The organism is Saccharothrix variisporea (assembly GCF_003634995.1).
Classification (GTDB): Bacteria; Actinomycetota; Actinomycetes; order Mycobacteriales; family Pseudonocardiaceae; genus Actinosynnema; species Actinosynnema variisporeum.
Genome location: NZ_RBXR01000001.1, coordinates 636710 through 657184 on the forward strand (window position 1 = coordinate 636710; position 20475 = coordinate 657184).

General features: G+C 73.9%; 20 protein-coding genes. 15 read left to right on the plus strand and 5 right to left on the minus strand.

Annotated features, from left to right (window positions below; translation table 11 throughout):
* Nucleotide 1: 1 nt before the first annotated feature.
* The 5 genes from DFJ66_RS02925 (at nucleotide 2) to DFJ66_RS43930 (ending at nucleotide 6539) form a co-directional block, all read left to right on the plus strand.
* Nucleotides 2-1075, plus strand: a complete 1074-nt coding sequence (locus DFJ66_RS02925; RefSeq protein WP_121217683.1) for a hypothetical protein — start codon at nucleotides 2-4, stop codon at nucleotides 1073-1075.
* Nucleotides 1072-3465 carry a serine/threonine-protein kinase gene (locus DFJ66_RS44860; RefSeq protein ID WP_281276597.1) on the plus strand — a complete coding sequence of 798 codons (2394 nt, stop codon included), beginning with the start codon at nucleotides 1072-1074 and terminating at the stop codon, nucleotides 3463-3465. The genes DFJ66_RS02925 and DFJ66_RS44860 overlap by 4 nt, the downstream gene beginning before the upstream one ends.
* A 48-nt stretch (nucleotides 3466-3513) precedes the next feature.
* Entirely contained in the window at nucleotides 3514-4482 is a 969-nt protein-coding gene (locus DFJ66_RS02935) for a PP2C family protein-serine/threonine phosphatase (protein ID WP_121217686.1), read from the plus strand.
* Nucleotides 4472-5755, plus strand: a complete 1284-nt coding sequence (locus DFJ66_RS02940) for a vWA domain-containing protein (RefSeq protein ID WP_121230564.1) — start codon at nucleotides 4472-4474, stop codon at nucleotides 5753-5755. The genes DFJ66_RS02935 and DFJ66_RS02940 overlap by 11 nt, the downstream gene beginning before the upstream one ends.
* A gap of 391 nt (nucleotides 5756-6146) precedes the next feature.
* Nucleotides 6147-6539: an FHA domain-containing protein gene (locus tag DFJ66_RS43930; protein ID WP_246029552.1), complete on the plus strand. Its 393-nt coding sequence runs from the start codon at nucleotides 6147-6149 to the stop codon at nucleotides 6537-6539.
* A gap of 98 nt (nucleotides 6540-6637) precedes the next feature.
* On the opposite strand, the gene DFJ66_RS02950 is transcribed toward DFJ66_RS43930, so the two are convergent.
* The gene (locus DFJ66_RS02950; RefSeq protein ID WP_121217690.1) at nucleotides 6638-7498 is read right to left on the minus strand and encodes an SDR family oxidoreductase; all 861 of its coding nucleotides are present in this window, start codon (nucleotides 7496-7498) and stop codon (nucleotides 6638-6640) included.
* A gap of 55 nt (nucleotides 7499-7553) precedes the next feature.
* On the opposite strand from DFJ66_RS02950, the gene DFJ66_RS02955 reads away from it, so the two are divergent.
* Nucleotides 7554-8042 (plus strand): MarR family winged helix-turn-helix transcriptional regulator, encoded by a 489-nt coding sequence (locus DFJ66_RS02955; RefSeq protein ID WP_121217692.1) that lies wholly within the window; start codon nucleotides 7554-7556, stop codon nucleotides 8040-8042.
* Between the two features lie 133 nt (nucleotides 8043-8175).
* On the opposite strand, the gene hrpA is transcribed toward DFJ66_RS02955, so the two are convergent.
* Together hrpA and DFJ66_RS02965 are read right to left on the minus strand one after the other, a co-directional pair.
* Nucleotides 8176-12078, minus strand: a complete 3903-nt coding sequence (gene hrpA, locus DFJ66_RS02960; RefSeq protein WP_121217694.1) for an ATP-dependent RNA helicase HrpA — start codon at nucleotides 12076-12078, stop codon at nucleotides 8176-8178.
* An 82-nt stretch (nucleotides 12079-12160) separates the two neighbouring features.
* Complete coding sequence (locus tag DFJ66_RS02965) at nucleotides 12161-12904, minus strand: isocitrate lyase/PEP mutase family protein (RefSeq protein ID WP_170199096.1); 744 nt, start codon at nucleotides 12902-12904, stop codon at nucleotides 12161-12163.
* 47 nt (nucleotides 12905-12951) lie between these two features.
* Between DFJ66_RS02965 and pdxR the strand changes: the two genes are divergently transcribed.
* The gene (gene pdxR, locus DFJ66_RS02970; protein ID WP_121217696.1) at nucleotides 12952-14304 is read left to right on the plus strand and encodes a MocR-like pyridoxine biosynthesis transcription factor PdxR; all 1353 of its coding nucleotides are present in this window, start codon (nucleotides 12952-12954) and stop codon (nucleotides 14302-14304) included.
* Between the two features lie 4 nt (nucleotides 14305-14308).
* On the opposite strand, the gene DFJ66_RS02975 is transcribed toward pdxR, so the two are convergent.
* Entirely contained in the window at nucleotides 14309-14728 is a 420-nt protein-coding gene (locus DFJ66_RS02975; protein WP_342776938.1) for a YybH family protein, read from the minus strand.
* Between the two features lie 97 nt (nucleotides 14729-14825).
* On the opposite strand from DFJ66_RS02975, the gene DFJ66_RS02980 reads away from it, so the two are divergent.
* From DFJ66_RS02980 to DFJ66_RS03015, 8 genes are all read left to right on the plus strand, one after another.
* On the plus strand, nucleotides 14826-15197 hold the full coding sequence (locus tag DFJ66_RS02980) for a YciI family protein (RefSeq protein WP_121217698.1): 372 nt from the start codon (nucleotides 14826-14828) through the stop codon (nucleotides 15195-15197).
* Nucleotides 15194-16357, plus strand: a complete 1164-nt coding sequence (locus tag DFJ66_RS02985) for an RNA polymerase sigma factor (RefSeq protein ID WP_246029553.1) — start codon at nucleotides 15194-15196, stop codon at nucleotides 16355-16357. Before DFJ66_RS02980 ends, DFJ66_RS02985 begins: the two co-directional genes overlap by 4 nt.
* A gap of 123 nt (nucleotides 16358-16480) precedes the next feature.
* Nucleotides 16481-17455 carry a hypothetical protein gene (locus tag DFJ66_RS02990; RefSeq protein WP_147459155.1) on the plus strand — a complete coding sequence of 325 codons (975 nt, stop codon included), beginning with the start codon at nucleotides 16481-16483 and terminating at the stop codon, nucleotides 17453-17455.
* Nucleotides 17456-17464: 9 nt separating this feature from the next.
* Nucleotides 17465-18187 (plus strand): MBL fold metallo-hydrolase, encoded by a 723-nt coding sequence (locus DFJ66_RS02995; protein ID WP_121217700.1) that lies wholly within the window; start codon nucleotides 17465-17467, stop codon nucleotides 18185-18187.
* The gene (locus DFJ66_RS03000; protein ID WP_121217702.1) at nucleotides 18184-18717 is read left to right on the plus strand and encodes a hypothetical protein; all 534 of its coding nucleotides are present in this window, start codon (nucleotides 18184-18186) and stop codon (nucleotides 18715-18717) included. The genes DFJ66_RS02995 and DFJ66_RS03000 overlap by 4 nt, the downstream gene beginning before the upstream one ends.
* The gene (locus DFJ66_RS03005; protein WP_121230572.1) at nucleotides 18717-19079 is read left to right on the plus strand and encodes a VOC family protein; all 363 of its coding nucleotides are present in this window, start codon (nucleotides 18717-18719) and stop codon (nucleotides 19077-19079) included. The genes DFJ66_RS03000 and DFJ66_RS03005 overlap by 1 nt, the downstream gene beginning before the upstream one ends.
* A 67-nt stretch (nucleotides 19080-19146) precedes the next feature.
* Complete coding sequence (locus tag DFJ66_RS03010; RefSeq protein ID WP_246029554.1) at nucleotides 19147-19641, plus strand: RNA polymerase sigma factor; 495 nt, start codon at nucleotides 19147-19149, stop codon at nucleotides 19639-19641.
* The gene (locus DFJ66_RS03015) at nucleotides 19638-20168 is read left to right on the plus strand and encodes a hypothetical protein (RefSeq protein ID WP_121217704.1); all 531 of its coding nucleotides are present in this window, start codon (nucleotides 19638-19640) and stop codon (nucleotides 20166-20168) included. Before DFJ66_RS03010 ends, DFJ66_RS03015 begins: the two co-directional genes overlap by 4 nt.
* Here DFJ66_RS03015 and DFJ66_RS03020 read toward each other — a convergent pair.
* Complete coding sequence (locus tag DFJ66_RS03020) at nucleotides 20149-20463, minus strand: ArsR/SmtB family transcription factor (RefSeq protein ID WP_121217706.1); 315 nt, start codon at nucleotides 20461-20463, stop codon at nucleotides 20149-20151. The genes DFJ66_RS03015 and DFJ66_RS03020 overlap by 20 nt on opposite strands.
* Nucleotides 20464-20475 lie beyond the last annotated feature (12 nt).

Genomic DNA, 20475 nt, shown 5'->3' on the forward strand with positions numbered 1-20475 from the left:
GGTGGACACCGGCGCGGAGGTGGCGCGGCTGCTGGCGGAGAGCGACCGGGTGGCCCAGGCGCTGCTGGCCATGGAGGACCACCCCGGTCACCTGCTGCTGCGCGCCTCCGGGGTGACCGGGGCGACGGCCGCGCGGTGGGCGGGGGCCGAGGCGGCGGTGGTCGTGCTGTGGGAGTGGTTCGACACCTACCGGCTGTTCCTGGACCGGGTGCGGGCGGCGCGGGACGAGGCGGAGCTGGTGCGGCTGCTGACCGGGCCGGAGGTGGTGTTGTCGGCGGCGGTGCCGGTGCGGACGTTGACCTCGCCGGCGGTGGCGGCCGAGCGGGTGACCGTGGCGGAGCTGGTGGCGCGGATGAAGGCGCACTACGCCGAGGTGACCGCGTTGTTCGAGGAGGTCCACCGGGCGTGGTCGCAGCGGTTGGCGGTGCTGGACCCGGTGGAGCGCCGCCTGGCCGGGCTGCCGGGGTCGCGGGTGGAGGAGCTGCGCCGGGAGGTGGCCGCCGCGCGCGCCCGCGCGGTGTCCGACCCGCTGGAGGACGACCCGGGCGTGGCGGACCTGGCGCGCCGGGTGGCGGAGGTCGCGGACCTGCACGAGGGTTTCGCCCGCCGGGTCGAGGCGGTGGCGCGGCGGTTGGCGGAGGCCGAGGAGCTGCGGGCGGAGGCGCTCGCGGTGCGCCGCGAGGTGGTGGCGACGATCGTCGGCGATCATCCCGGGGTACCGGAAGTTTCCGGGCCGCGCGGGGCACTGGAGGCGCTGCGGGTGCGTTTTCCTGAGGTGCGGGAAGCGGAGGTGGCCGGGGTGGAATCGGCGGCACAGGCCGTGGTGGCGCGGGTGAGGGCGGTGCTGGAGCACCTGTCCGGGTCGTTGGCGCGCCGCTCGGAGCTGCGTGGACGCCTGGACGCCTACCGCGCGAAGGCCGGTGCCCGGGGTCACGCCGAGGACCCGGAGCTGTCCGCGCTGCACCGGGCGGCGCGCGAGGTGCTGACCGCGGTGCCGTGCGACCTGCGGGCGGGGACGGTCGCGGTGGGCCGCTACCAGCGCGCGGTGCTGGACCGGACGGAGGGGGCGCGATGAGGACGTGTCCGCGGACGGGCTGCGGCGGGCGGATCGAGGACGACGGCTTCTGCGACCGCTGCGGCCTGGAGGCCCCGGTGTTGACCGAGACCGCCCCGGCCCCGGTGCCGGCGGGCGCGGCCCGCGCGGGCGGGCGAGCGGCAGTGGGCGGCGTGGCTGGGCGAGCCGGTGCGGGCGAGCAGGCCACGGGGGCCGGCGGCTCCGCGCGCACTGCTTCGGCCGCGTCCTCGGGGAGCGCTGCTTCGTCGGGGACCGCGGCGGCGGCGCCGGACTTCGACTCCGGGCCGGGGACCGCGCCCTGGACGGCGGCCACGTCGTCGGCGGGCCGGTCGCGTCCGCTGTCCACGCGCTCGTCGGGGCGTGGCCGGTTGGGCGCGGGGCTGGTGGAGGTGCCGCGGGTGCCCTACCGGGACCCGAAGACGGCCGTGCTGGACAACCCCGAGGTGCCCGAGGCCAAGCGGTTCTGCTCCTCGTGCGGCAAGGAGGTCGGTCGCGGTCGGGACGGTCGGCCGGGTCGGGTGGAGGGGTTCTGCCCGCACTGCGGCCACCACTTCTCCTTCACCCCGAAGCTCGACCCCGGTGAGGTGCTGCACGAGCAGTACGAGGTGCTCGGGTGCCTGGCGCACGGCGGGCTGGGCTGGATCTACCTGGCCGCCGACCACGCCGTGAGCGACCGGTGGGTGGTGCTCAAGGGCCTGCTGGACTCCGGGGACGCCGACGCGATGGCCGCGGCGATGGCCGAGCGGCGGTTCCTGGCCGAGGTGGAGCACCCGAACATCGTCAAGATCCACAACTTCGTGCGGCACGCCGACCGGCGCACCGGCGAGCTGGTCGACTACATCGTGATGGAGTACGTCGGCGGCACCTCGGTCAAGGACATGATCAAGGCGATGCGGGCGGCGGGCACCGGCACGGAGTCGCTGCCGGTGGCGCAGGCGATCGCCTACGCGCTGGAGGTGCTGCCCGCGCTGGGCTACCTGCACGGGGTGGGGCTGCTGTACTGCGACTTCAAACCCGACAACGTGATCCAGACCGAGGAGCAGCTCAAGCTGATCGACCTGGGCGCGGTGCGGCGGGTGGACGACCGGCACTCCCCCATCTACGGCACGATCGGCTACCAGGCGCCCGAGATCGGCGCGGTCGGCCCGTCGGTGGCCTCCGACCTGTACACGGTGGGTCGGGCGTTGGCGGTGATGAGCTTCCAGTTCGACTTCCGCGGCCGGTACAAGGAGTCGCTGCCGGAGGACGAGCCGGTGCTGCGGCGGCACGACTCGTTCCGCCGGTTCCTGCTGCGCGCCACGCACCGCGACCCCGAGCAGCGGTTCGCCTCGGCCGAGGACATGGCCGAGCAGTTGACCGGGGTGCTGCGGGAGGTGTTGGCGGAGCAGGACGAGGTGCCGCGGCCGGGGTTGTCGCGGCAGTTCACGCCGGAGCGGCGGGCGTTCGGCACGGAGGGCGCGCCGGGGGCGTGCGCGGTGGCGGGGTGCCTGCCGGTGCCGCAGGTGGACACCGCGGACCCGGCGGCGGGTTTCCTGGCGACCGCGACGACCGGCGACCCGGACCAGCTGGTGACGGCGTTGCGGGCGGCGCCGGTGACGACGGTCGAGGTGCGGTTGCAGGTGGTGCGGGCGTTGGTCGAGGCGGACCGGGTGGCCGAGGCGGTGGCGGAGTTGGACGAGCTGGAGTCGCCGTCGCTGTTCGACCCCGACGACCCGCAGGCCCCGGCGCCGGGTGACTGGCGGCCGGGCTGGTACCGGGGGTTGGCGGCGCTGGTGGGCGGGGACGCGGCGGCGGCGCGGGAGCGGTTCGAGCAGGTGTGCGACGTGCTGCCGGGTGAGGCGGCGCCGAAGCTGGCGGTGGCGGTGGCGGCGGAGCTGGCCGGTGACCGGGCGGCGGCGGAGGCGTTCTACCGGGTGGTGTGGCGCACCGACCACGCCTACGTCAGCGCGGCGTTCGGCTTGGCGCGGGTGCTGCTCGCGGCCGGTGACCGGGACTCGGCGGTGGCGGTGCTGCACTCGGTGCCCGAGACCTCCAGCCACCACGTGGCCGCGCAGGTGGCGGCGGTGCGTGCCCAGATCAGTGGTACACGGGCCGGCGGGGACCTGACCGACGTGGTCGCCGCCGGGGCGCGGCTGTCGGGGCTGGAGCTGGACGTGGCGCGCCGGGTCGGGCTGACCGCGGAGCTGCTGCGCACGGCGCTGGAGTCGTTGCCGCGCAACGGTTCCGCGCCGCCGGACGACCGGCTGCTGGGCTGCGAGTTGAGCGAGCAGGGGCTGCGGCTGGGTCTGGAGCGCTGCTACCGGCAGCTGGCGCGGCTGGCCGACACGCCGGAGGAGCGGATCGCGCTGGTGGACCGCGCGAACGCGGTCAGACCCAGGACCCTGGTGTGACCCGGAACTGTGACCCGGAACGACGAACCCCTTCGAGATGAGCACCGGATGAGCATGGAGACCTGCCCGGAGTGCGCGGCGGCGGTGTCGCCGCAGGACCGCTTCTGCGAGCAGTGCGGACGGAACCTGCGCGTGCAGCGCACGACCGTGGGTGGACCCGAGGCGGCGGCGCGGTGCGCGTGCGGCGGGGAGTCGTTCGACGCGGACGGGTTCTGCGGCAGCTGCGGCCGGGCGCGGCCCTCGGCGCGGGACCGGGTGGAGTTCGTGCTGCCGGGCCTGGCCGGGGTGAGCGACCGGGGCAAGCGGCGGCAGCGCAACGAGGACTCGATGGCGTTCGGGCGGGTCCGGGGCCGCGGGGTGGCGGCGGTGGTGTGCGACGGGGTGGCGTCCTCGGAGCGCGCGGAGCAGGCCTCGCAGGTCGCGGTGGACACGGCGGTGGACGTGCTGCTGACCGCCGTGCAGTCGGGCACGGACCCGGAGGCGGCGACGCGGGACGCGGTGCTGGCGGCGGACGCGGCGGTGGCGCGGTTGGCGCGGCCGGGCGCGGAGGAGGTGGCGCCGTCGTGCACGTTCGTCTCGGCGGTGGTGGCCGACGACACCGCGACGGTGGGCTGGGTGGGCGACTCGCGCGCCTACCTGGTCGCCGAGGCGGGCGCGGCGCGGCTGACCACGGACGACACGTGGGCGGCGCAGCTGGTCGCGGAGGGGGTGCTGACCGAGGAGGAGGCGCTGACCGACCGGCGGGCGCACGTGCTGTCGCGGTGGCTGGGCGCGGACTCGGGGCTGGACGGGCCGCAGGCGGTGACCTTCCGGGTGGAGACGCCGGGGTTGCTGGTGCTGTGCAGCGACGGGCTGTGGAACTACCTGCCCGAGCCGGAGGACCTGCTGGCGGTGCTGCCGCGCGGGGTGCCGCCGATCGAGGTGGCGCGGGAGCTGGTGGAGGTCGCGTTGAAGTCCGGTGGCCACGACAACATCACGGTCGTGGTCGTGACGCTGCGGGGTGGGCATGGGGCTTGATTTCGGCGTCGAGGTGTTCCAGAACGAGTACCTGCCCGAGGGGGAAGCGCGGGTCGACGCGATCCTGACGGTGTCGGCGACGGGGACCGCCGCGCCCGTCCCGGTCGAGGGGGCGGCGGAGGTGCTGATCATCGACACGTCCGGGTCGATGCGGTACCCGCCGACGAAGCTGGCGGCGGCCAAGCAGGCCACCGAGGTCGCCATCGACACCTTGCGCGACGGGGTGGTGTTCGCGGTCGTGCAGGGCACCGACGAAGCCGAGGTCGTGTACCCGCGCGGGTCGGGGTTGGTGGCGGCGTCGCCGCAGACGCGGGCGGCGGCCAAGCAGGCGGTGGCGCGGTTGCGGGCGGACGGCGGGACGGCGATGGGCCGGTGGCTGCTGCTGGCCGACCGCGTGCTGGCCACCCACACCGGTTCCGGGCCGCGGCACGCGATCCTGTTGACCGACGGGCAGAACCAGCACGAGACGCCGCAGCAGTTGGGGCGGACGCTGGACAAGGTGGCGGGCCGGTTCACCGTGGACTGCCGGGGTGTGGGCACGGACTGGGAGGTGTCGGAGCTGCGGCGGATCTCCGAGGCGATGCTGGGGACGGTGGACATCGTCGCCGACCCGGCGTGGCTGGCGGAGGACTTCCGGGCGATGACGGCGGCGGCGATGGGCAAGGCGGTGGCCGACGTGTCGCTGCGGCTGTGGACGCCGGAGGGCGCGGAGGTGGTGTTCCTCAAGCAGGCCGCGCCGGGGCTGCTGGACCTGACCGGGCGGCGCACCGAGTCGGGGGTGCGCACCGGGGACTACCCAACGGGCGCGTGGGCGGGCGGGGAGAGCCGCGACTACCACCTGTGCGTGCGGGTCAAGCCGGCGAAGGTCGGTGACCGGATGCTGGCGGCGCGGGCGAGCCTGGTCTCCCCCGGCGGTGACGTGCTCGGGCAGGGCCGGGTGCTGGCGGTGTGGACCGACGACACGGCGCTGTCCACGCGGATCAGCCCGGAGGTCGCGCACCACACGGGTCAGGCGGAGCTGGCGTCGGCGATCCAGGAGGGCTTGGAGGCGAGGAAGGCGGGCGATGCCGAGACCGCGACGGCGAGGCTGGGCCGGGCGGTGAAGCTGGCCCACGAGTCGGGACGCACGGACACCGCGAAACTGCTGGCCAAGGTCGTGGAGGTGCAGGACCCGGCGACCGGGACGGTGCGGCTGCGCGCGCGGGTGGCCGACGCCGACGAGATGACCCTGGACACCCGCTCCACGGTGACCCGCCGGGTCGGGAAGGGCTAGCGGCATGGCCACCTGCCCGTCCGGCCACACCTCGGCCACCGACGACTACTGCGACGTTTGCGGCGCGGCCATCACCGCTCCTCCCCCACCGCCCGCTCCCGCCCAGGCTCGGGTCGAGGCCCCGGCGGAGGAGAGCTGCGCGGCGTGCGGCGCACCCCGGGTGGGCCGCTTCTGCGAGGAATGCGGCCACGACTCCCTCAGCCCCACCCCTTCCGCAGCCCGACCGCCGGAATTGTCAGACCCCGGTGGGACAATGGAAGCGGGGGCCGGAGGCCGCGCCGCGCACACCGCGGGCGGGCCGAGTACGGGCGGGCCGAGTACGGGCGGGCCGGGTGCAGGCGGGCCGAGCACGGGCGGGGCAAGCGCGGGTGGGCCGAGGGCGGGCTGGCACGTGACGGTGGAGGCGGATCGCGCCTACTACGACCGCGTGGTCGCGGAAGGCGGCCCGGACGCCGCGGCCGTCGCTTTCCCGGAGTTCTGCCCGCCGCGCCGCTTCGAGCTGGTCGGCGCGCAGGTCACGATCGGCCGTCGCAGCCGGTCGCGCGGTATCTTCCCCACCGTCGACCTGGTCGGCCCGCCGGAGGACGCGGGGGTCTCGCACAGCCACGCCCTGCTGGTCCCGGCCGGTGACGGGTGGTCGGTGGTGGACCTGGGTTCGACCAACGGCACGACCGTCAACGACGACCCGAACCCGTTGCGCCCCAACACCCCGCGCCCGCTCGAGGACGGTGACCGCGTCCACGTGGGCGCGTGGACGACCATCACCCTGCACCGAGTGCCCTGAGCCGCGTGCGACACCACCGGGAGGTGACCGCGCCGGAGTGCTCGCGGGCGGGTCGGCGCGGGAACGGTGGCGGTCAGCTGGCGCGGCAACGGTGGCGGTCAGCTCGTGGGGCGGAAGGCGTCGGCGTGTTCGACGGCCCACTGGGCGAAGGTGCGGGCGGGGCGGCCGGTGACGCGTTCGACGGTGTCGGTGGTGGTGCGGCCGGCGTCGGGGATCTGCCCGTAGAGGTCCACGACGAACGCGGCCTTCTCCGCCGGGCCGCCGGGGGCGATCCGGAAGATCCGCAGGGCGGGCGGTTGTTCGGTCCACAGGGCGCGGGCCTGGTCGGGGGTGAGTTCTTCGAAGACCAGGTCGCGGCCGGTGGCTTCGGCGAGGTGGCGGACCTTGTCGCGGGGTGTGATCACTTCGGGGCCGGTGAGCGGGTAGGTGCGGCCGTGGTGTCCGTCCCGGGTGAGGGCGGTGGCGGCGACGGCGGCGATGTCGGCTTCGTGCACGGGTGCGCTCGGCCGGTCGCCGTGGGGTTCGCGGACCACGCCTTCGGCGCGCAGCGGTGGGCCCCAGTCGTCGAGGGTGTTGGCCATGAACTCGCCGGGCCGCAGCTGGGTCCACTCGAGGGTGGAGGCGCGGACGGCGGGTTCGAGGGTGCCTTCCTCCCAGCCGCCGAGCATCGTCACGCGGCGGACGCCCGCCTGTTCGGCGAGGGCGGCGATGGCGGCGCCGTTGGTCAGCGGGCGGTAGGTGTGGCCGAAGTTGATCAGGTGGGCGGCGGTGACCCCGGTGAACGCGGCGCGCAGCGACTCGGCGTCGGTGGTGTCGCCACGCACGACCTCGACGCCTTCGGGCAGGTCCGCCCGCTCCGGGTCGCGGGTCAGCGCACGGACTTGGTGGCCTTCGGCGAGCAGTTGGTGGACGAGGTGGCGGCCGACTGTGCCGGTCGCGCCGGTGACGAGGACGGTCATGGGTTCTCCGGATACGATTTCGTGCGAGACGGATGCGATACGGAGACCATATCATATGAGTTCCATAGGAGATGGGGACGCGCGGGCGCGGCGGCGGGCAGCGGCGGGGATCAAGCAGTCGCTGCGGGAGCTGCGCAACCAGTTGTCGCTGCTCAACCACCAGGTGGGAGCGCGGCTGCGGCTGCGGGACGTGGACCTGGACTGCCTGGAACTGGTGCTCGAACACGGCCCGCTGACCCCGTCCGCCCTGGCGCGGCGGGCGGGCCTGCACCCGGCGACGATGACCGGCGTGCTGGACCGGCTGCAGAAGTGCGGGTGGGTGACGCGCGAGCGGGACCCGGACGGGCCGGACCGGCGGGCGGTGCTGGTGCGCGCGGTGAAGGACCGCAACGCGGAGCTGTTCGGGCTGTACGCGGGGATGAACTCGGCGATGGACGACCTGCTGGCCGGCTACTCGGAGGAGGAACTGGCGCTGCTGGGCGACTTCCTGCGGCGGACCACGGAGGCCGGGCGGGCGGCGACCGAGGAACTGGCGGAAGACTGAGCAGCCCTCGACGCGGCGGCCCTCGGCGGTTCGGGAGGCGTGGCTTCGGGAGCCGAGGCGCCCGCCCGAAGCCGAGGCGTGGCCTCCGGCCCCCGGTTCCATCGTCCCACGGGGGTCCGACAGAAAGCCGGGGTCAGCGGGGGATGGCGTCGAGGGCTTTGTAGATGCGTTTGTCCGACACGCTGCCCCGGGTGGGGATGGTCTGGGCGAAGTAGCTCAGCCGCAGTTCCTCGATCATCCACCGCACCTCGTCCAGCTCCGGCTGCGGCTCGTCGGCGGGCAGTGTGGCGCGCAGGTCGCGGTATTCGGCGTGGACCTGGTGGATGCGGTCCATCCACTCGCGGTCGCGGGCCAGGTTGGTGGGCAGTTTCTCCAGGCGGCGGGAGATGCCCTGCAGGTAGCGGTGGGTGTCCGACAAGCGGGACGCGCCGGCTGACGTGACGAAACCCTTGTGGACCAGGCCTGCCAGTTGGGCGCGGATGTCGGCCAGGGACTCCTCGTACGGCCCGCCGCGCACGCCGGACAGGCGCAGTTCCGCCTCCTGCGCGGCCTCCAGGACGTTGCGGACCTCGCGGACCACGTCGAACACCGTTTCGCCCAGGTACTTGCGGACGTAGTCGGACAGGCGGGCGAACCCGCGGGCGTTCCACGCGGGCCCGCCGGCGGAGGTGACGAGGTGGTCGACGGCGGCGGAGATGCAGTCGGCCAGGAGGGCGGCCACGCCGCCGTGCGGGTTGCGGGTCAGGGTCAGTTTTTCGGCGTTGGTGAGGCCGCGTTGCAGCATCTTCACCGGTGAGGGCACGGTGAGCAGCAGCAGGCGGCGGGTGCCGGCGCGCATGGCGTGGGCCTGGCGGCCGGGGGTGTCGAGGATTTCGATGGCGACGCTGTCGCCCTTGTCCACCAGCGCCGGGTAGGCGGTGACGGTGATGCCGGACTGCTGTTCCCGCACGGTCTGCGGCAGCTCGTCGAAGTCCCAGGCGACGATGCCGGTGCGGGTGAGGCTCGCCGCGGCGGCGGCCAGGGATTGGCGCAGCCGGCCGCGCAGTTGCTGCTTCAACGCCCCCAGGTCCTTGCCCTGGGCCAGTTCGCGGTCCTGCTCGTCGACGACCTGGAAGGTGAGCTTGAGGTGCTCGGGCACCTGGTCGAGCTGCCAGTCCTCGCGGTGCACGACCACGCCGGTGAGCCGGGCGAGTTGGCGTTCCAGGGCGGGCAGCAGGGGTTCGTCGGGGTTGATGCCGGTCAGCGCGGCGGCGGCGACGTCGGGCACGGGCACGAAGTTGCGGCGGATGGTCTTGGGCAGCGACCGGATCAGGGCGACCACCAGGTCGGTGCGCATGCCGGGGACCTGCCAGGACAGGGAGTCGTCGGGCAGGGTGGTCAGCGCGGGCAGCGGCAGGCGCACGGTCACGCCGTCGACGGCCGCGCCGGGTTCGAACCGGTAGGACAGGGGCAGGGTCAGCCCGCCGCGGGTGAGCTGGTCGGGGTAGGCGTCGGGTTCGACCTCGGCGCGGGCGTTGACCAGCATGGCCTTGTCGAAGGTGAGCAGGTCCGGATCAACCCAGCGGGTCTTCTTCCACCACGTGTCGAAGTGCCGGGCGGACACGACTTCCGCGCCGACGCGCTGGTCGTAGAAGTCGTAGAGCACTTCGTCGTCGACGACGATGTCGCGCCGCCGCGCCCGGTTCTCCAGCTCGGCGACCTCTTCCAGCAGCGCGCGGTTGCGGTGGAAGAACTTGTGGTTGGTGGTCCACTCCCCCTGCACCAGGGCGTGCCGGATGAACAGCTCCCGGGACACCACGGGGTCGATGCGCCCGTAGTTGACCCGCCGGCCGGCGACGATGGGCACCCCGTAGAGGGTGACTTTCTCCATCGCCATGACCGCGCCGCGCTTGGCGTCCCACGCGGGTTCGCTGTAGGTGCGTTTGACGAGGTGTTCGGCGAGTTTCTCGGCCCATTCGGGTTCGATGCGGGCCACGATCCGGCCCCACAGCCGGGAGGTCTCGACCAGCTCGGCGGCCATCACCCACTGCGGGGGTTTGCGGAACAGCGCCGAGCCGGGGAAGATCGCGAACTTCGCGTTGCGGGCGCCCAGGTACTCGGTGGCCTGGCGTTTGCCGGGTTCGCGTTTGAGCACGTCCTTGACGCCGATGTGGGACAGCAGGCCCGACAGCAGGGAGACGTGGATGCCGCGCGGGTCGGCGGGCTGCTCGTTGACGTGCACGCCCATGGTCTTGGCGACCTGGCGCAGCTGCTGGTAGATGTCCTGCCACTCGCGCACGCGCAGGTAGTTGAGGAACTCGTTGCGGCACAGCTTGCGGAACTGGTTGGACGACAGCGCTTTCTGCTGTTCGCGCAGGTAGTTCCACAGGTTGAGGTAGGCCAGGAAGTCCGAGTCGGGGTCCTTGAACCGGCCGTGCAGCTCGTCGGCGGCCTGCTGCTTGTCGCTGGGCCGTTCGCGCGGGTCCTGGATGGACAGGGCGGCGGCGATGACCATGACCTCGCGGACGCAGCCGTTGCGGTCGGCTTCCAGCACCATCCGCGCCAGGCGCGGGTCGACCGGGAGCTGGGCGAGCTTGCGGCCCAGCGGGGTGAGCTTCTGCTCGGCGGGCACGATCGCGCCCAGTTCCTGCAGCAACTGCACGCCGTCGTTGATGTTGCGGGCGTCGGGCGGGTCGATGAACGGGAACGCGGCGATGTCGCCGAGCCCGATCGCGGTCATCTGCAGGATGACCGAGGCGAGGTTGGTGCGCAGGATCTCCGGGTCGGTGAACTCCGGGCGCGCGTCGAAGTCGTCCTCGCTGTACAGGCGGATGCAGATGCCTTCGGACACGCGTCCGCAGCGGCCTTTGCGCTGGTTGGCCGAGGCCTGGGACACCGGTTCGATGGGCAGCCGCTGCACCTTGAGCCGGTTGCTGTAGCGGGAGATGCGGGCGGTGCCCGGGTCCACCACGTACTTGATGCCCGGCACGGTCAGCGAGGTCTCGGCGACGTTGGTGGCCAGCACGACCCGCCGGCCCCGGTGCGGCTGGAACACGCGGTGCTGCTCGCCGAAGGACAGCCGCGCGTACAGCGGCAGGATCTCCGTCGACGGCAGGTCCAGGGCGGCCAGGGCGTCGGCGGTGTCGCGGATCTCGCGTTCACCGGACAGGAACACCAGCACGTCGCCGGGTCCTTCGGCCTGCAGCTCGCGCACGGCGTCGCAGATGGCCTGGGTCTGGTCGCGGTCCGGGTCGGCGTCGGGGTCGTCGGGGTCCACGATCGGGCGGTAGCGGACCTCGACGGGGTAGGTGCGGCCGGAGACCTCGATGATGGGGGCGTCGCCGAAGTGCCGGGAGAACCGCTCCGGGTCGATCGTCGCCGAGGTGATGACGAGCTTGAGGTCGGGGCGGCGGGGCAGCAGCTGCTTGAGGTAGCCCAGCAGGAAGTCGACGTTGAGGCTGCGCTCGTGGGCCTCGTCGATGATGATCGTGTCGTAGCGCGACAGCATCCGGTCGGTCTGGATCTCGGCCAGCAGGATGCCGTCGGTCATGAGCTTGACCAGCGTGTCGTCGCCGGACTGGTCGGTGAACCGGACCTTGAACCCGACCGCCGAGCCCAGCTCGGTGTCCAGCTCCTGCGCCACCCGCTCGGCGACCGTGCGCGCGGCGAGCCGGCGGGGCTGGGTGTGGCCGATCTGGCCCAGCACGCCCCGGCCCAGCTCCAGGCAGATCTTGGGGATCTGGGTGGTCTTGCCCGACCCGGTCTCGCCGGCGACGATCACCACCTGGTGGTCGCGGATCAGCGCGGCGATGTCGTCCTTGCGCGCGGAGACCGGCAGCTCGGCCGGGTAGGTGATCTTCGGCACGGCTTCGCGGCGCAGCGCCACCCGCAGCTCGGCCTGCTCGACCTCGGCGGCGATCTCGGCGTGGACGGCCGCGCGCGCCTTGTCGTCGCGGATCTTCTTCGCGCCCTCCAGCCGCCGACGCAGCCGCCGCTGGTCCCGGGTCATCAGGTCGGACAGGCGTCGGTGCAGGTCGGGGTGCGCGGTGGTGTTCATGCTGCCGATCAGGATAGTGGTGCCGCCCGGGCGGGTCGTGCCATTATCCGCCCGGACGGCACCGCACCGGCGGCGCGCGCCTCTACCGCCGGTACGGCGAACCCCCGTCGTGGACCACGTCGACCAACTGCTCCAGCTTGGCCAGCAGCACCCGCTGCAGACCGGGGCCGAAGCTGACCCGCGCGACGCCCAGCTCGCCCAGCCGCGCCGGGGTGGGGCCGTCAGGGGTGTGGGCGACGTTGACCGGGCCGTCGACGGCCCGGCAGAACTCCTCCACCCGGTCGGCCGGGATCCCGATCGGGTACACGCAGTCCGCGCCGGCGGCCAGGTAGGCGCGTGCGCGGGTGACGGCTTCCTCGACGTCCCGGCTGCCGTGCACGAACACGTCCACGCGGGCGTTGAGCACCAGGTGCGGGTCGGCGGCGCGCACCGCGCCCAGGAACTCCACCTGCGCGTCCAGGTCGATCATGGCTTCGGTGGCGGGCTCGGAGTCCTCCAGGTTGCAGCCCACCGCGCCCGCCTGCGCCAGACGGGCGGCGATCTGCGCCGGGGCCAGCGAGTAGCCGCGCTCGACGTCGGCGGTCACCGGCACGTCCACCGCCCGCGCCACCCGGGCCACGGCCGCGAACGCCTCGTCGGCGGGCATGTCCTCGCCGTCGCCGTACCCCAGGGACGACGACACCGCGGCGCTGGCCGTCGCGATCGCCGGGAACCGGGCCGCCACCACCTTCGCCGACGCGGCGTCCCACACGTTGGGCAGCACGACCGGCGTCCCCGGCACGTGCAGGGCGCGCAACACCGACGCCTTCTCCTCGCGGGTGATCATGGGCGACACCCTAGTGACCCATTGGCACCTTGCTAAGGTCCAATCCCGTGTCGCAACCATGGGCCACTTCGGGTGTGGACCTCCACCTCGACCTCGACCCGGGCACCGGCCGCCGCACCGGCCTGGAACACGCGCTGCGCGACGCCATCCGCGGCGGACGCCTGGCCCCCGGCGCGCGCCTGCCCGCCACCCGGCGCCTCGCGGTCGAACTGGGCCTGGCCCGCAACACCGTCGCCGCCGCCTACGACCAGCTCGTCGCCGAGGGCTACCTGACCGCCCGGCGCGGCGCCGGCACCCAGGTCGCCGCCCTGCCCCGACCCGTCGCCGACACCCCCGCCACCGGCCGCGACACCACCACGCCCCGCCTGGACCTGCGTCCCGGCAGCCCCGACGTCACCACTTTCCCCACCACCGCGTGGCTGCGCGCCACCCGCCGCGCCCTGCTCGCCGCACCCGCCGCCGTCCACACCTACGGCGACCCGCGCGGCCTGCCCGAGCTGCGCCACGCCCTGGCCGAGTACCTCGGCCGCACCCGGGGCGTGCACGCCGACCCCGAGAACATCGTCGTGACCTGCGGTTACATGCACGGGCTGGCGCTGCTGGCGGGCGTGCTGGACGGGCCGGTCGCGATGGAGGACCCCGGCCTGCCGTTCCACCGCGAGGTCGTGCGCCGCGCCGGCCGCACCGTCGTCCCGCTGCCCGTGGACGGCGACGGCGCGCACTCCTTCCCCGAGGGCGTCGCCGCCGCCGTGGTCACCCCGGCCCACCAGTACCCCACCGGCGTCCCCCTGCACCCGCGCCGCCGCCACGCCCTGGTCGACTGGGCCCGCGGCACCGGCGCGGTGGTCGTGGAGGACGACTACGACGGCGAGTTCCGCTACGACCGCCAACCCCTCGGCGCGGTCCAGGGCATGGCCCCCGACCACGTCGTCTACGCCGGCAGCACCTCCAAGACGCTGGGCCCCGGCCTGCGCCTGGGCTGGCTGGTCCTGCCCGCCCGCCTGGTCGACCCGGTCGTGCAGGCCCGCCGCCACACCGACCTGATCACCGCCACCCCCACCCAGCTCGCGCTGGCCGACCTGATCACCACCCACGCCTACGACCGGCACATCCGCTCCTGCCGCCTGCGCTACCGCCGCCGCCGCGACCAACTCCTGGACGCCCTCCGCGGCCACACCGCGCTGGGCGTCTCCGCCGGCCTGCACGCCCTGATCCCCCACCCCGACGAAGCCGCCGTGCTGGCCGCCGCGAACGCCGAGGGACTGGCCCTCGGCGCCCTCAGCGACCACTGGCACGACCCCGCGGGCCGCCCCGGCGGCGTGATCGTCGGCTACGGCACCCCCGCCGAACACGCCTGGCGACCCGCCCTGGACACCCTCGCCCGCGTCCTGGCGCGGTGACCGCTCAGGGCCGCAGCCCCACCGCCGCCGCGAACGACCCGTCCATGTGGAAGGGCACCGAGGTGTGCTCGTGCGCGATCCGCCACCGGCCCTGCACCCGCCGCAGGCCCGTCGTGGCCCGGAACCACAGGTCGAACCGCTCCGGGTGCCCCTTCGGCACCGCCGACAACCGGTTGAGGCTGTGGCAGAACGCCACGTCCCCGCCCGCCACCACCTCCAGGTCCCGCACCTCGAAGTCCACCGGGCCGTCGAAGGTGGAAAACCACGCCCGCAGCGACCCCGGGTCGGTCAACCCGCGGTGCGCCAGCGGCGGGGCGAGCGTGAACCCCACCGCCTCCGGCAGGTAGTCCGCCGCCAACGCCTCCGCGTCCCCCGCGCGCATCGCCTCGGCCCGCCGCGCCACCAGGTCCCCGATCTCGTCCACGTCGATCTCCCGTCCGCTCCGGCACCCCCGACGGGCACCGCTCACCCGGGACGTAGAAGCTGGCACCGGATTCTCGACACGCCCCCGGAGGCCCGCGGTGAAATACGTGATCCTGATCTACGGCAACCCCGAGTCCCGCGCCATCTGGGACACCCTGTCCGCCGAGGAACGCGCCCGCGGCCTGCGCGACTACGAGCGCCTCAACGAGGACCTGGCCGACTCGGGCGAACTCGTCGTCACCGAAGCCCTCGCCGACCACGCCCAGACCAAGCGCCTGGTCGTCCGCGACGGTCAGCGCACCACCACCGACGGCCCCTTCGCCGAGGCCAAGGAGCTGCTCGCCGGGTTCTACCTGGTCGACTGCGAGAACGTCGAACGCGCCGTGGAGATCGCCTGGCGCGTCCCGGAAGCCCAGCTCGGCCTGGTCGAGGTGCGACCGGTGATGACCCTCGACGACTTCCTGCCGTGACCGGGCCACTGGAACCCCTGCTCCGCGACCTCGCGCCCCGGGTGCTGGCCATCCTCGTGCGCCACCACGGCGACTTCGCCGCGTGCGAGGACGCCGTCCAGGAAGCCCTCCTCGCCGCCGCCACCCAGTGGCCCGAGCAGGGCGTACCGGACAACCCCAAGGCGTGGCTGGTCACCGTCGCCTCCCGCCGCCGCGTCGAGGCCTGGCGCCAGGACACCGCCCGCACCCGCCGCGAGCACACCGCGTTCACCCTCACCCCACCCGACCCCGACCCGGTCCCCGGCGTGGACGACACCCTCACCCTGTTCCGGCTGTGCTGCCACCCCGCCCTCACCCCGCCGTCCCAGGTCGCCCTGACCCTGCGCGCGGTGGGCGGCCTGACCACCGCCGAGATCGCCCGCGCCTTCCTGGTCCCCGAAGCCACCATCGCCCAACGCATCAGCCGCGCCAAACAGCGGGTCAAAGGCGCCACGTTCACCCCGTCCGGCGACCTCGACGCCGTCCGCCACGTCCTCTACCTGATCTTCACCGAAGGCCACACCGCCAGCTCCGGCGACCGCCTCCACCGCGTCGACCTCACCGCCGAGGCCATCCGCCTGACCCGCCTGCTGCCCCACGACGGCGAAACCGACGGCCTGCTGGCCTTGATGCTGCTCACCGACGCCCGCCGCCCCGCCCGCACCACCCCCGACGGCGCCCTGGTCCCCCTGACCGACCAGGACCGCACCCTCTGGAACGCCGACGCGATCGCCGAAGGCACCGCCCTGGTCCACCACGCCCTGTCCACCCACCCGGTCGGCCCCTACCAACTCCAAGCCGCCATCGCCGCCGTCCACGCCGAAGCCCCCACCGCCGCCGACACCGACTGGCCCCAGGTCCTGACCCTCTACGACCTGCTCCACGCCATCGCCCCGGGCCCGATGGTCACCCTCAACCGCATCGTCGCCCAAGCCATGGTCGACGGCCCCGACCCCGCCTTGAAAGCCCTTGACCAGGCCGAACACGACCCCGCGCTCAAGGCCCACCACCGCCTCCACGCCGTCCGCGCCCACCTGCTCGACCTCGCCGGCCGCCACGACGAAGCCCGCCCCCACTACGCCCGAGCCGCCACCCTCACCCGAAGCCTCCCCGAACGCCGCTACCTCCACAGCCGCGCCTGATCCGCCGGCCGCGCACCCCGGAACCACCGCAAAACCGCCGTTCGGCGGATACCGAACCGGGCTCACTCTCGGTGAGGTGGTCACGTCGATGCGTCGGGGGACCATCGAGGGGGAGACAACGCTTTGTTCCGTCCCGTGCCGGTGCCCGAACTCCCACCCAGCACCGCACTGGCCGACCTGGCCATGACCCGCGACGACCACGCCTGGCTCGCCGGCACCACCGGCGTGTTCACCAGCCGCCCGTCCACCCCGCTCGTCCTGCGCTGGACCGGCGCCGACTGGACCGAGGAGACCCTGCCCGACCTGCCCACCGCCGCCAGCCTCGCCGGCATCTCCGCCGCCGCGCCCGACGACGTCTGGGCCGTCGGCAACACCGCCGGCCACCCCCTGGTCCTGCACTACGACGGCACCCGCTGGCACACCGTCACCACACCCCGCATCCCCTGGGCCAAAGCCGTCGCCGCCATCACCCCCGACGACGTCCACGTCGTCGGCACCGGCGCCGACACCCTCCACTGGGACGGCACCACCTGGACCCGCACCACCGTCCTGACCTCCGCCCGCGAAACCCTCCAGACCATCACCGCCTGCGGACCCGACGACGTCTGGGCCGGCGGCAGCGGACTCACCGGCGCCGGACCCGCCACCTACGAGTACCCCGTCCTCGTCCACTGGGACGGCACCACCTGGACCGACCTGCACGGCCCCCGCCTGGACCACGGCCACATCGCCGCACTCGCCGCCGACGGACCCCACGACGTCTGGCTCGCCCACGCCCGCCACGCCGACGGCCTCCAGATCCACCACTACGACGGCGACCGCTGGCACCCCGTCCCCCCACCCACCGACGAGGACCGCCTCAGCCTCCACGGCGTCGCCGCCCGCTGGACCTGGGGCGTGCGCGCCACCCGCCACACCTTCGAAACCCGCCCCGCCTACCACCACTGGACCGGGCAGGAGTGGACCGAACACCCCCTGCCCGACGACCTCGCCCGCACCTCCGCCTCCCACGTCGGCCTCGCCACCGACGGCACCACCACCTGGGCCTACCTCAAAACCGCCGCCGGCGTCCACGTCCTGCGCCACACCACCGCTTAACCTGCGCCCGTGCCCTTCACCCTCACCACCCTCGGCACCGCCAGCCCCTACCCGCGGCCCGACCAGCCCTGCTCCGGCTACCTCCTGCGCACCCCCACCACCGCCGTCTGGGTCGACGCCGGCCCCGGCACCCTGGCCAACCTCCAACGCCACACCAGCCCCGACCGCCTCGACGCCATCTGGATCTCCCACACCCACGCCGACCACACCGCCGACCTGCTCCCCGCCTACTACGCCCTCCTCTACGCCGACCTGCACCCCGAACACCCCATCCCCCTCTACGCCCCCCGCGGCCTGGCCGAACGCCTCACCGCCTTCCTCGCCGGCGCCCGCCCCAACCCCGCGAGCGCCGCCTTCACCGTCCACGAACTCCACGACGACCACCGCGCCGACGTCGGCGACATCCACCTCCACACCCTCGCCGTGAACCACGGCCTCCCCGCCTACGGCCTGCGCGCCACCCACGCCGGCGCCACCTTCGCCTACTCCGGCGACACCGCCCCCTGCCCGGCCCTCGACCGCCTCGCCGAGGGCGCCGACCTGTTCCTCTGCGAAGCCGACACCACCACCCCGTCCCCCCACCACTGCACCCCCGAAGACGCCGCCCAAGCCGCACGCGGCGCCCACCACCTCCTGCTCACCCACCTCGGCCCCACCCTCACCGAGCAGGAAGCCACCACCCGCGCCCAGGCCCCCGCCACCCACCCCAACGAAACCCACGAGATCCGATGACCTGGCTCGCGCTCCTGCTCCCCGGCGGCGGCTACACCACCGCCCAACCCCTCTTCCACTACACCGACCAACTCCTGCGCCACCTCGGCGCCACCACCCGCCACCTCACCTATCCCAGCCGCGACGACCCCGACGTCACCGCACAACTGCACGACACCGCCGACCACGACCGCGTCACCCTCGTCGGCAAGTCCCTCGGCACCGCCGCCATGTCCCGCCTGCTCGACCACCCCCTGCCCGCCCGCACCGACGCCGTCTGGCTCACCCCGCTCTTCGGCCGCCCCGAAGTCCGCCACGCCGCCGCCACCTGCCCGTGGCGCTCCCTCTACGTCGTCGGACTCGCCGACCTCTACCACCACCCCGACGCCCACGCCGGCCTGCCCGGCCACACCCTCGCCCTCCCCGACGCCGACCACAGGCTCGACGTCCCCGGCGACGTCCACCGCTCCCTCGCCCACCTCGCCACCGTCCTGGCCGCCCTCGACGCCTTCCTGCGCGACCCCGCCACCCCGGAGACACTGGACGGGTGATCACGCTGACCGCGACCGTCCTGGACACCCCCGACCCCCGCGCCCTCGCCCGCTTCTACAGCGCACTCCTGGGCTGGCCCGTCGTCCGCGACGAACCAGGCTGGGCCACCGTCCGCCCACCCGACGGCACCGCCGGCCTGTCCTTCCAAGCCGAACCCGACCACGTCCGACCCACCTGGCCCAGCACCACCACCCACCAGCAGATGCAACTGCACCTCGACATCGAAGTGGACGACCTGGAGGGCGCCAGCCGCCGCGCCCGGGACCTCGGCGCCACCCTCGCCGACTTCCAACCCCAGGACGACGTCCGCGTCCACCTCGACCCCGCCGGCCACCCCTTCTGCCTCTGGATCCGCACCTGACGTCAACCCCCACCCACCCCCGAGCGTGTACCAGGGCAGAACCGCACAACACCCGAGGGGGACGCAGGTGTCGTTGACCGCCGACGACGCGATGGCCGAGCTGTACCGGCGCGAAAAACCGGGCCTGCTCCGCCTCGCCGTCCTCCTGCTCGGCGACCGCGCCCAAGCCGAGGACGTCGTCCAGGACGCCTTCCTCAACACCCACCGCAAACGCGCCGGCCTCGACCCCGACACCGCCGCCGGCTACCTGCGCGTGGCCGTGGTCAACGGCGCCCGCACCATCCACCGCCGCCGACGCCTCACCTGGCGCCACCACCGCACCACCAGCCCCGACGCACCCCCGGCCGACACCGACCTCCTCGTGGCCGAGGAACACCGCGAAGTCCTGCGGGCCGTCCGCGCGCTGCCCAGGCGCCAACGCGAAGTCCTGGTCCTGCGCTACTGGTCGGGCCTGACCGAGGCCGAGATCGCCGACACCCTCGGCGTCTCGAAGGGAACGGTCAAGACCAGCGCCTCCCGCGCCCTCGCCACCCTCGCCCGACGCCTGGGAGACCAGCCATGACCCAGCCCGACCACACCACCGTCGAACGCCGCCTGCGCGCCGCCTTCACCGCCCTCGCCGACACCGTCGACGACACAGAACCGCGGCCGAACCGCGAGCGGGCAAGCACCCGACCGATCCTCGCGGCAGCGGCCGGCACTGTGCTCATCGCGGGGGCGGTCGGCCTGGCCCTCACCCTGCGCCACCCCGCGCCGCAGCCACCGGCCGCCGAGCAGACCACGACGACGACCACTGCGACGACCACTGCGACGACCACGACCACGCGACCGACCGGCCCCGCGATCCCCTACCGCCTCTACACCCACTGCGGCATCGACGAGGCCAAGATCGGCGACACCTACTACGAAGCCCTCACCCCGCTGCACGACGGCGCCCACAACCCGCCGCCCGGATGGGACAACCCCTACCAGGACGGCACGATGACCCTGCTGAGCGACACCGAGGCCGTCTTCCGCGACGACAAGGGCCACGAAGTCGCCTTCAAAGCCCGACCCGGTGCCACAGCCCCTAAACAGCTGTGTGCGTGACCGCGCGCGTGATGGAGTCCAGCACCCCGGGGAACCGCCGCTCCATCTCCTCCCACCGCAACTCGTGCGTGCGGTAGCTGCCCTGCGGCGTCACGCGCAGCACGCCCGCCTCCCGGAGCACCTTCAAGTGGTGCGACAGCGTCGACATGCTCACCGGCACGTCGAACTGCCCGCACACGATCCCGCCGGACCGGGCGAGCTCCGCCACGATCCGCAGCCGCACCGGGTCGGCCAGCGCGGTGAGCACGGTGGAGAGCTCGACGTCCTCCACAGCGGGGTGTTGTAGCGCGCGCATGACCGCAGATCG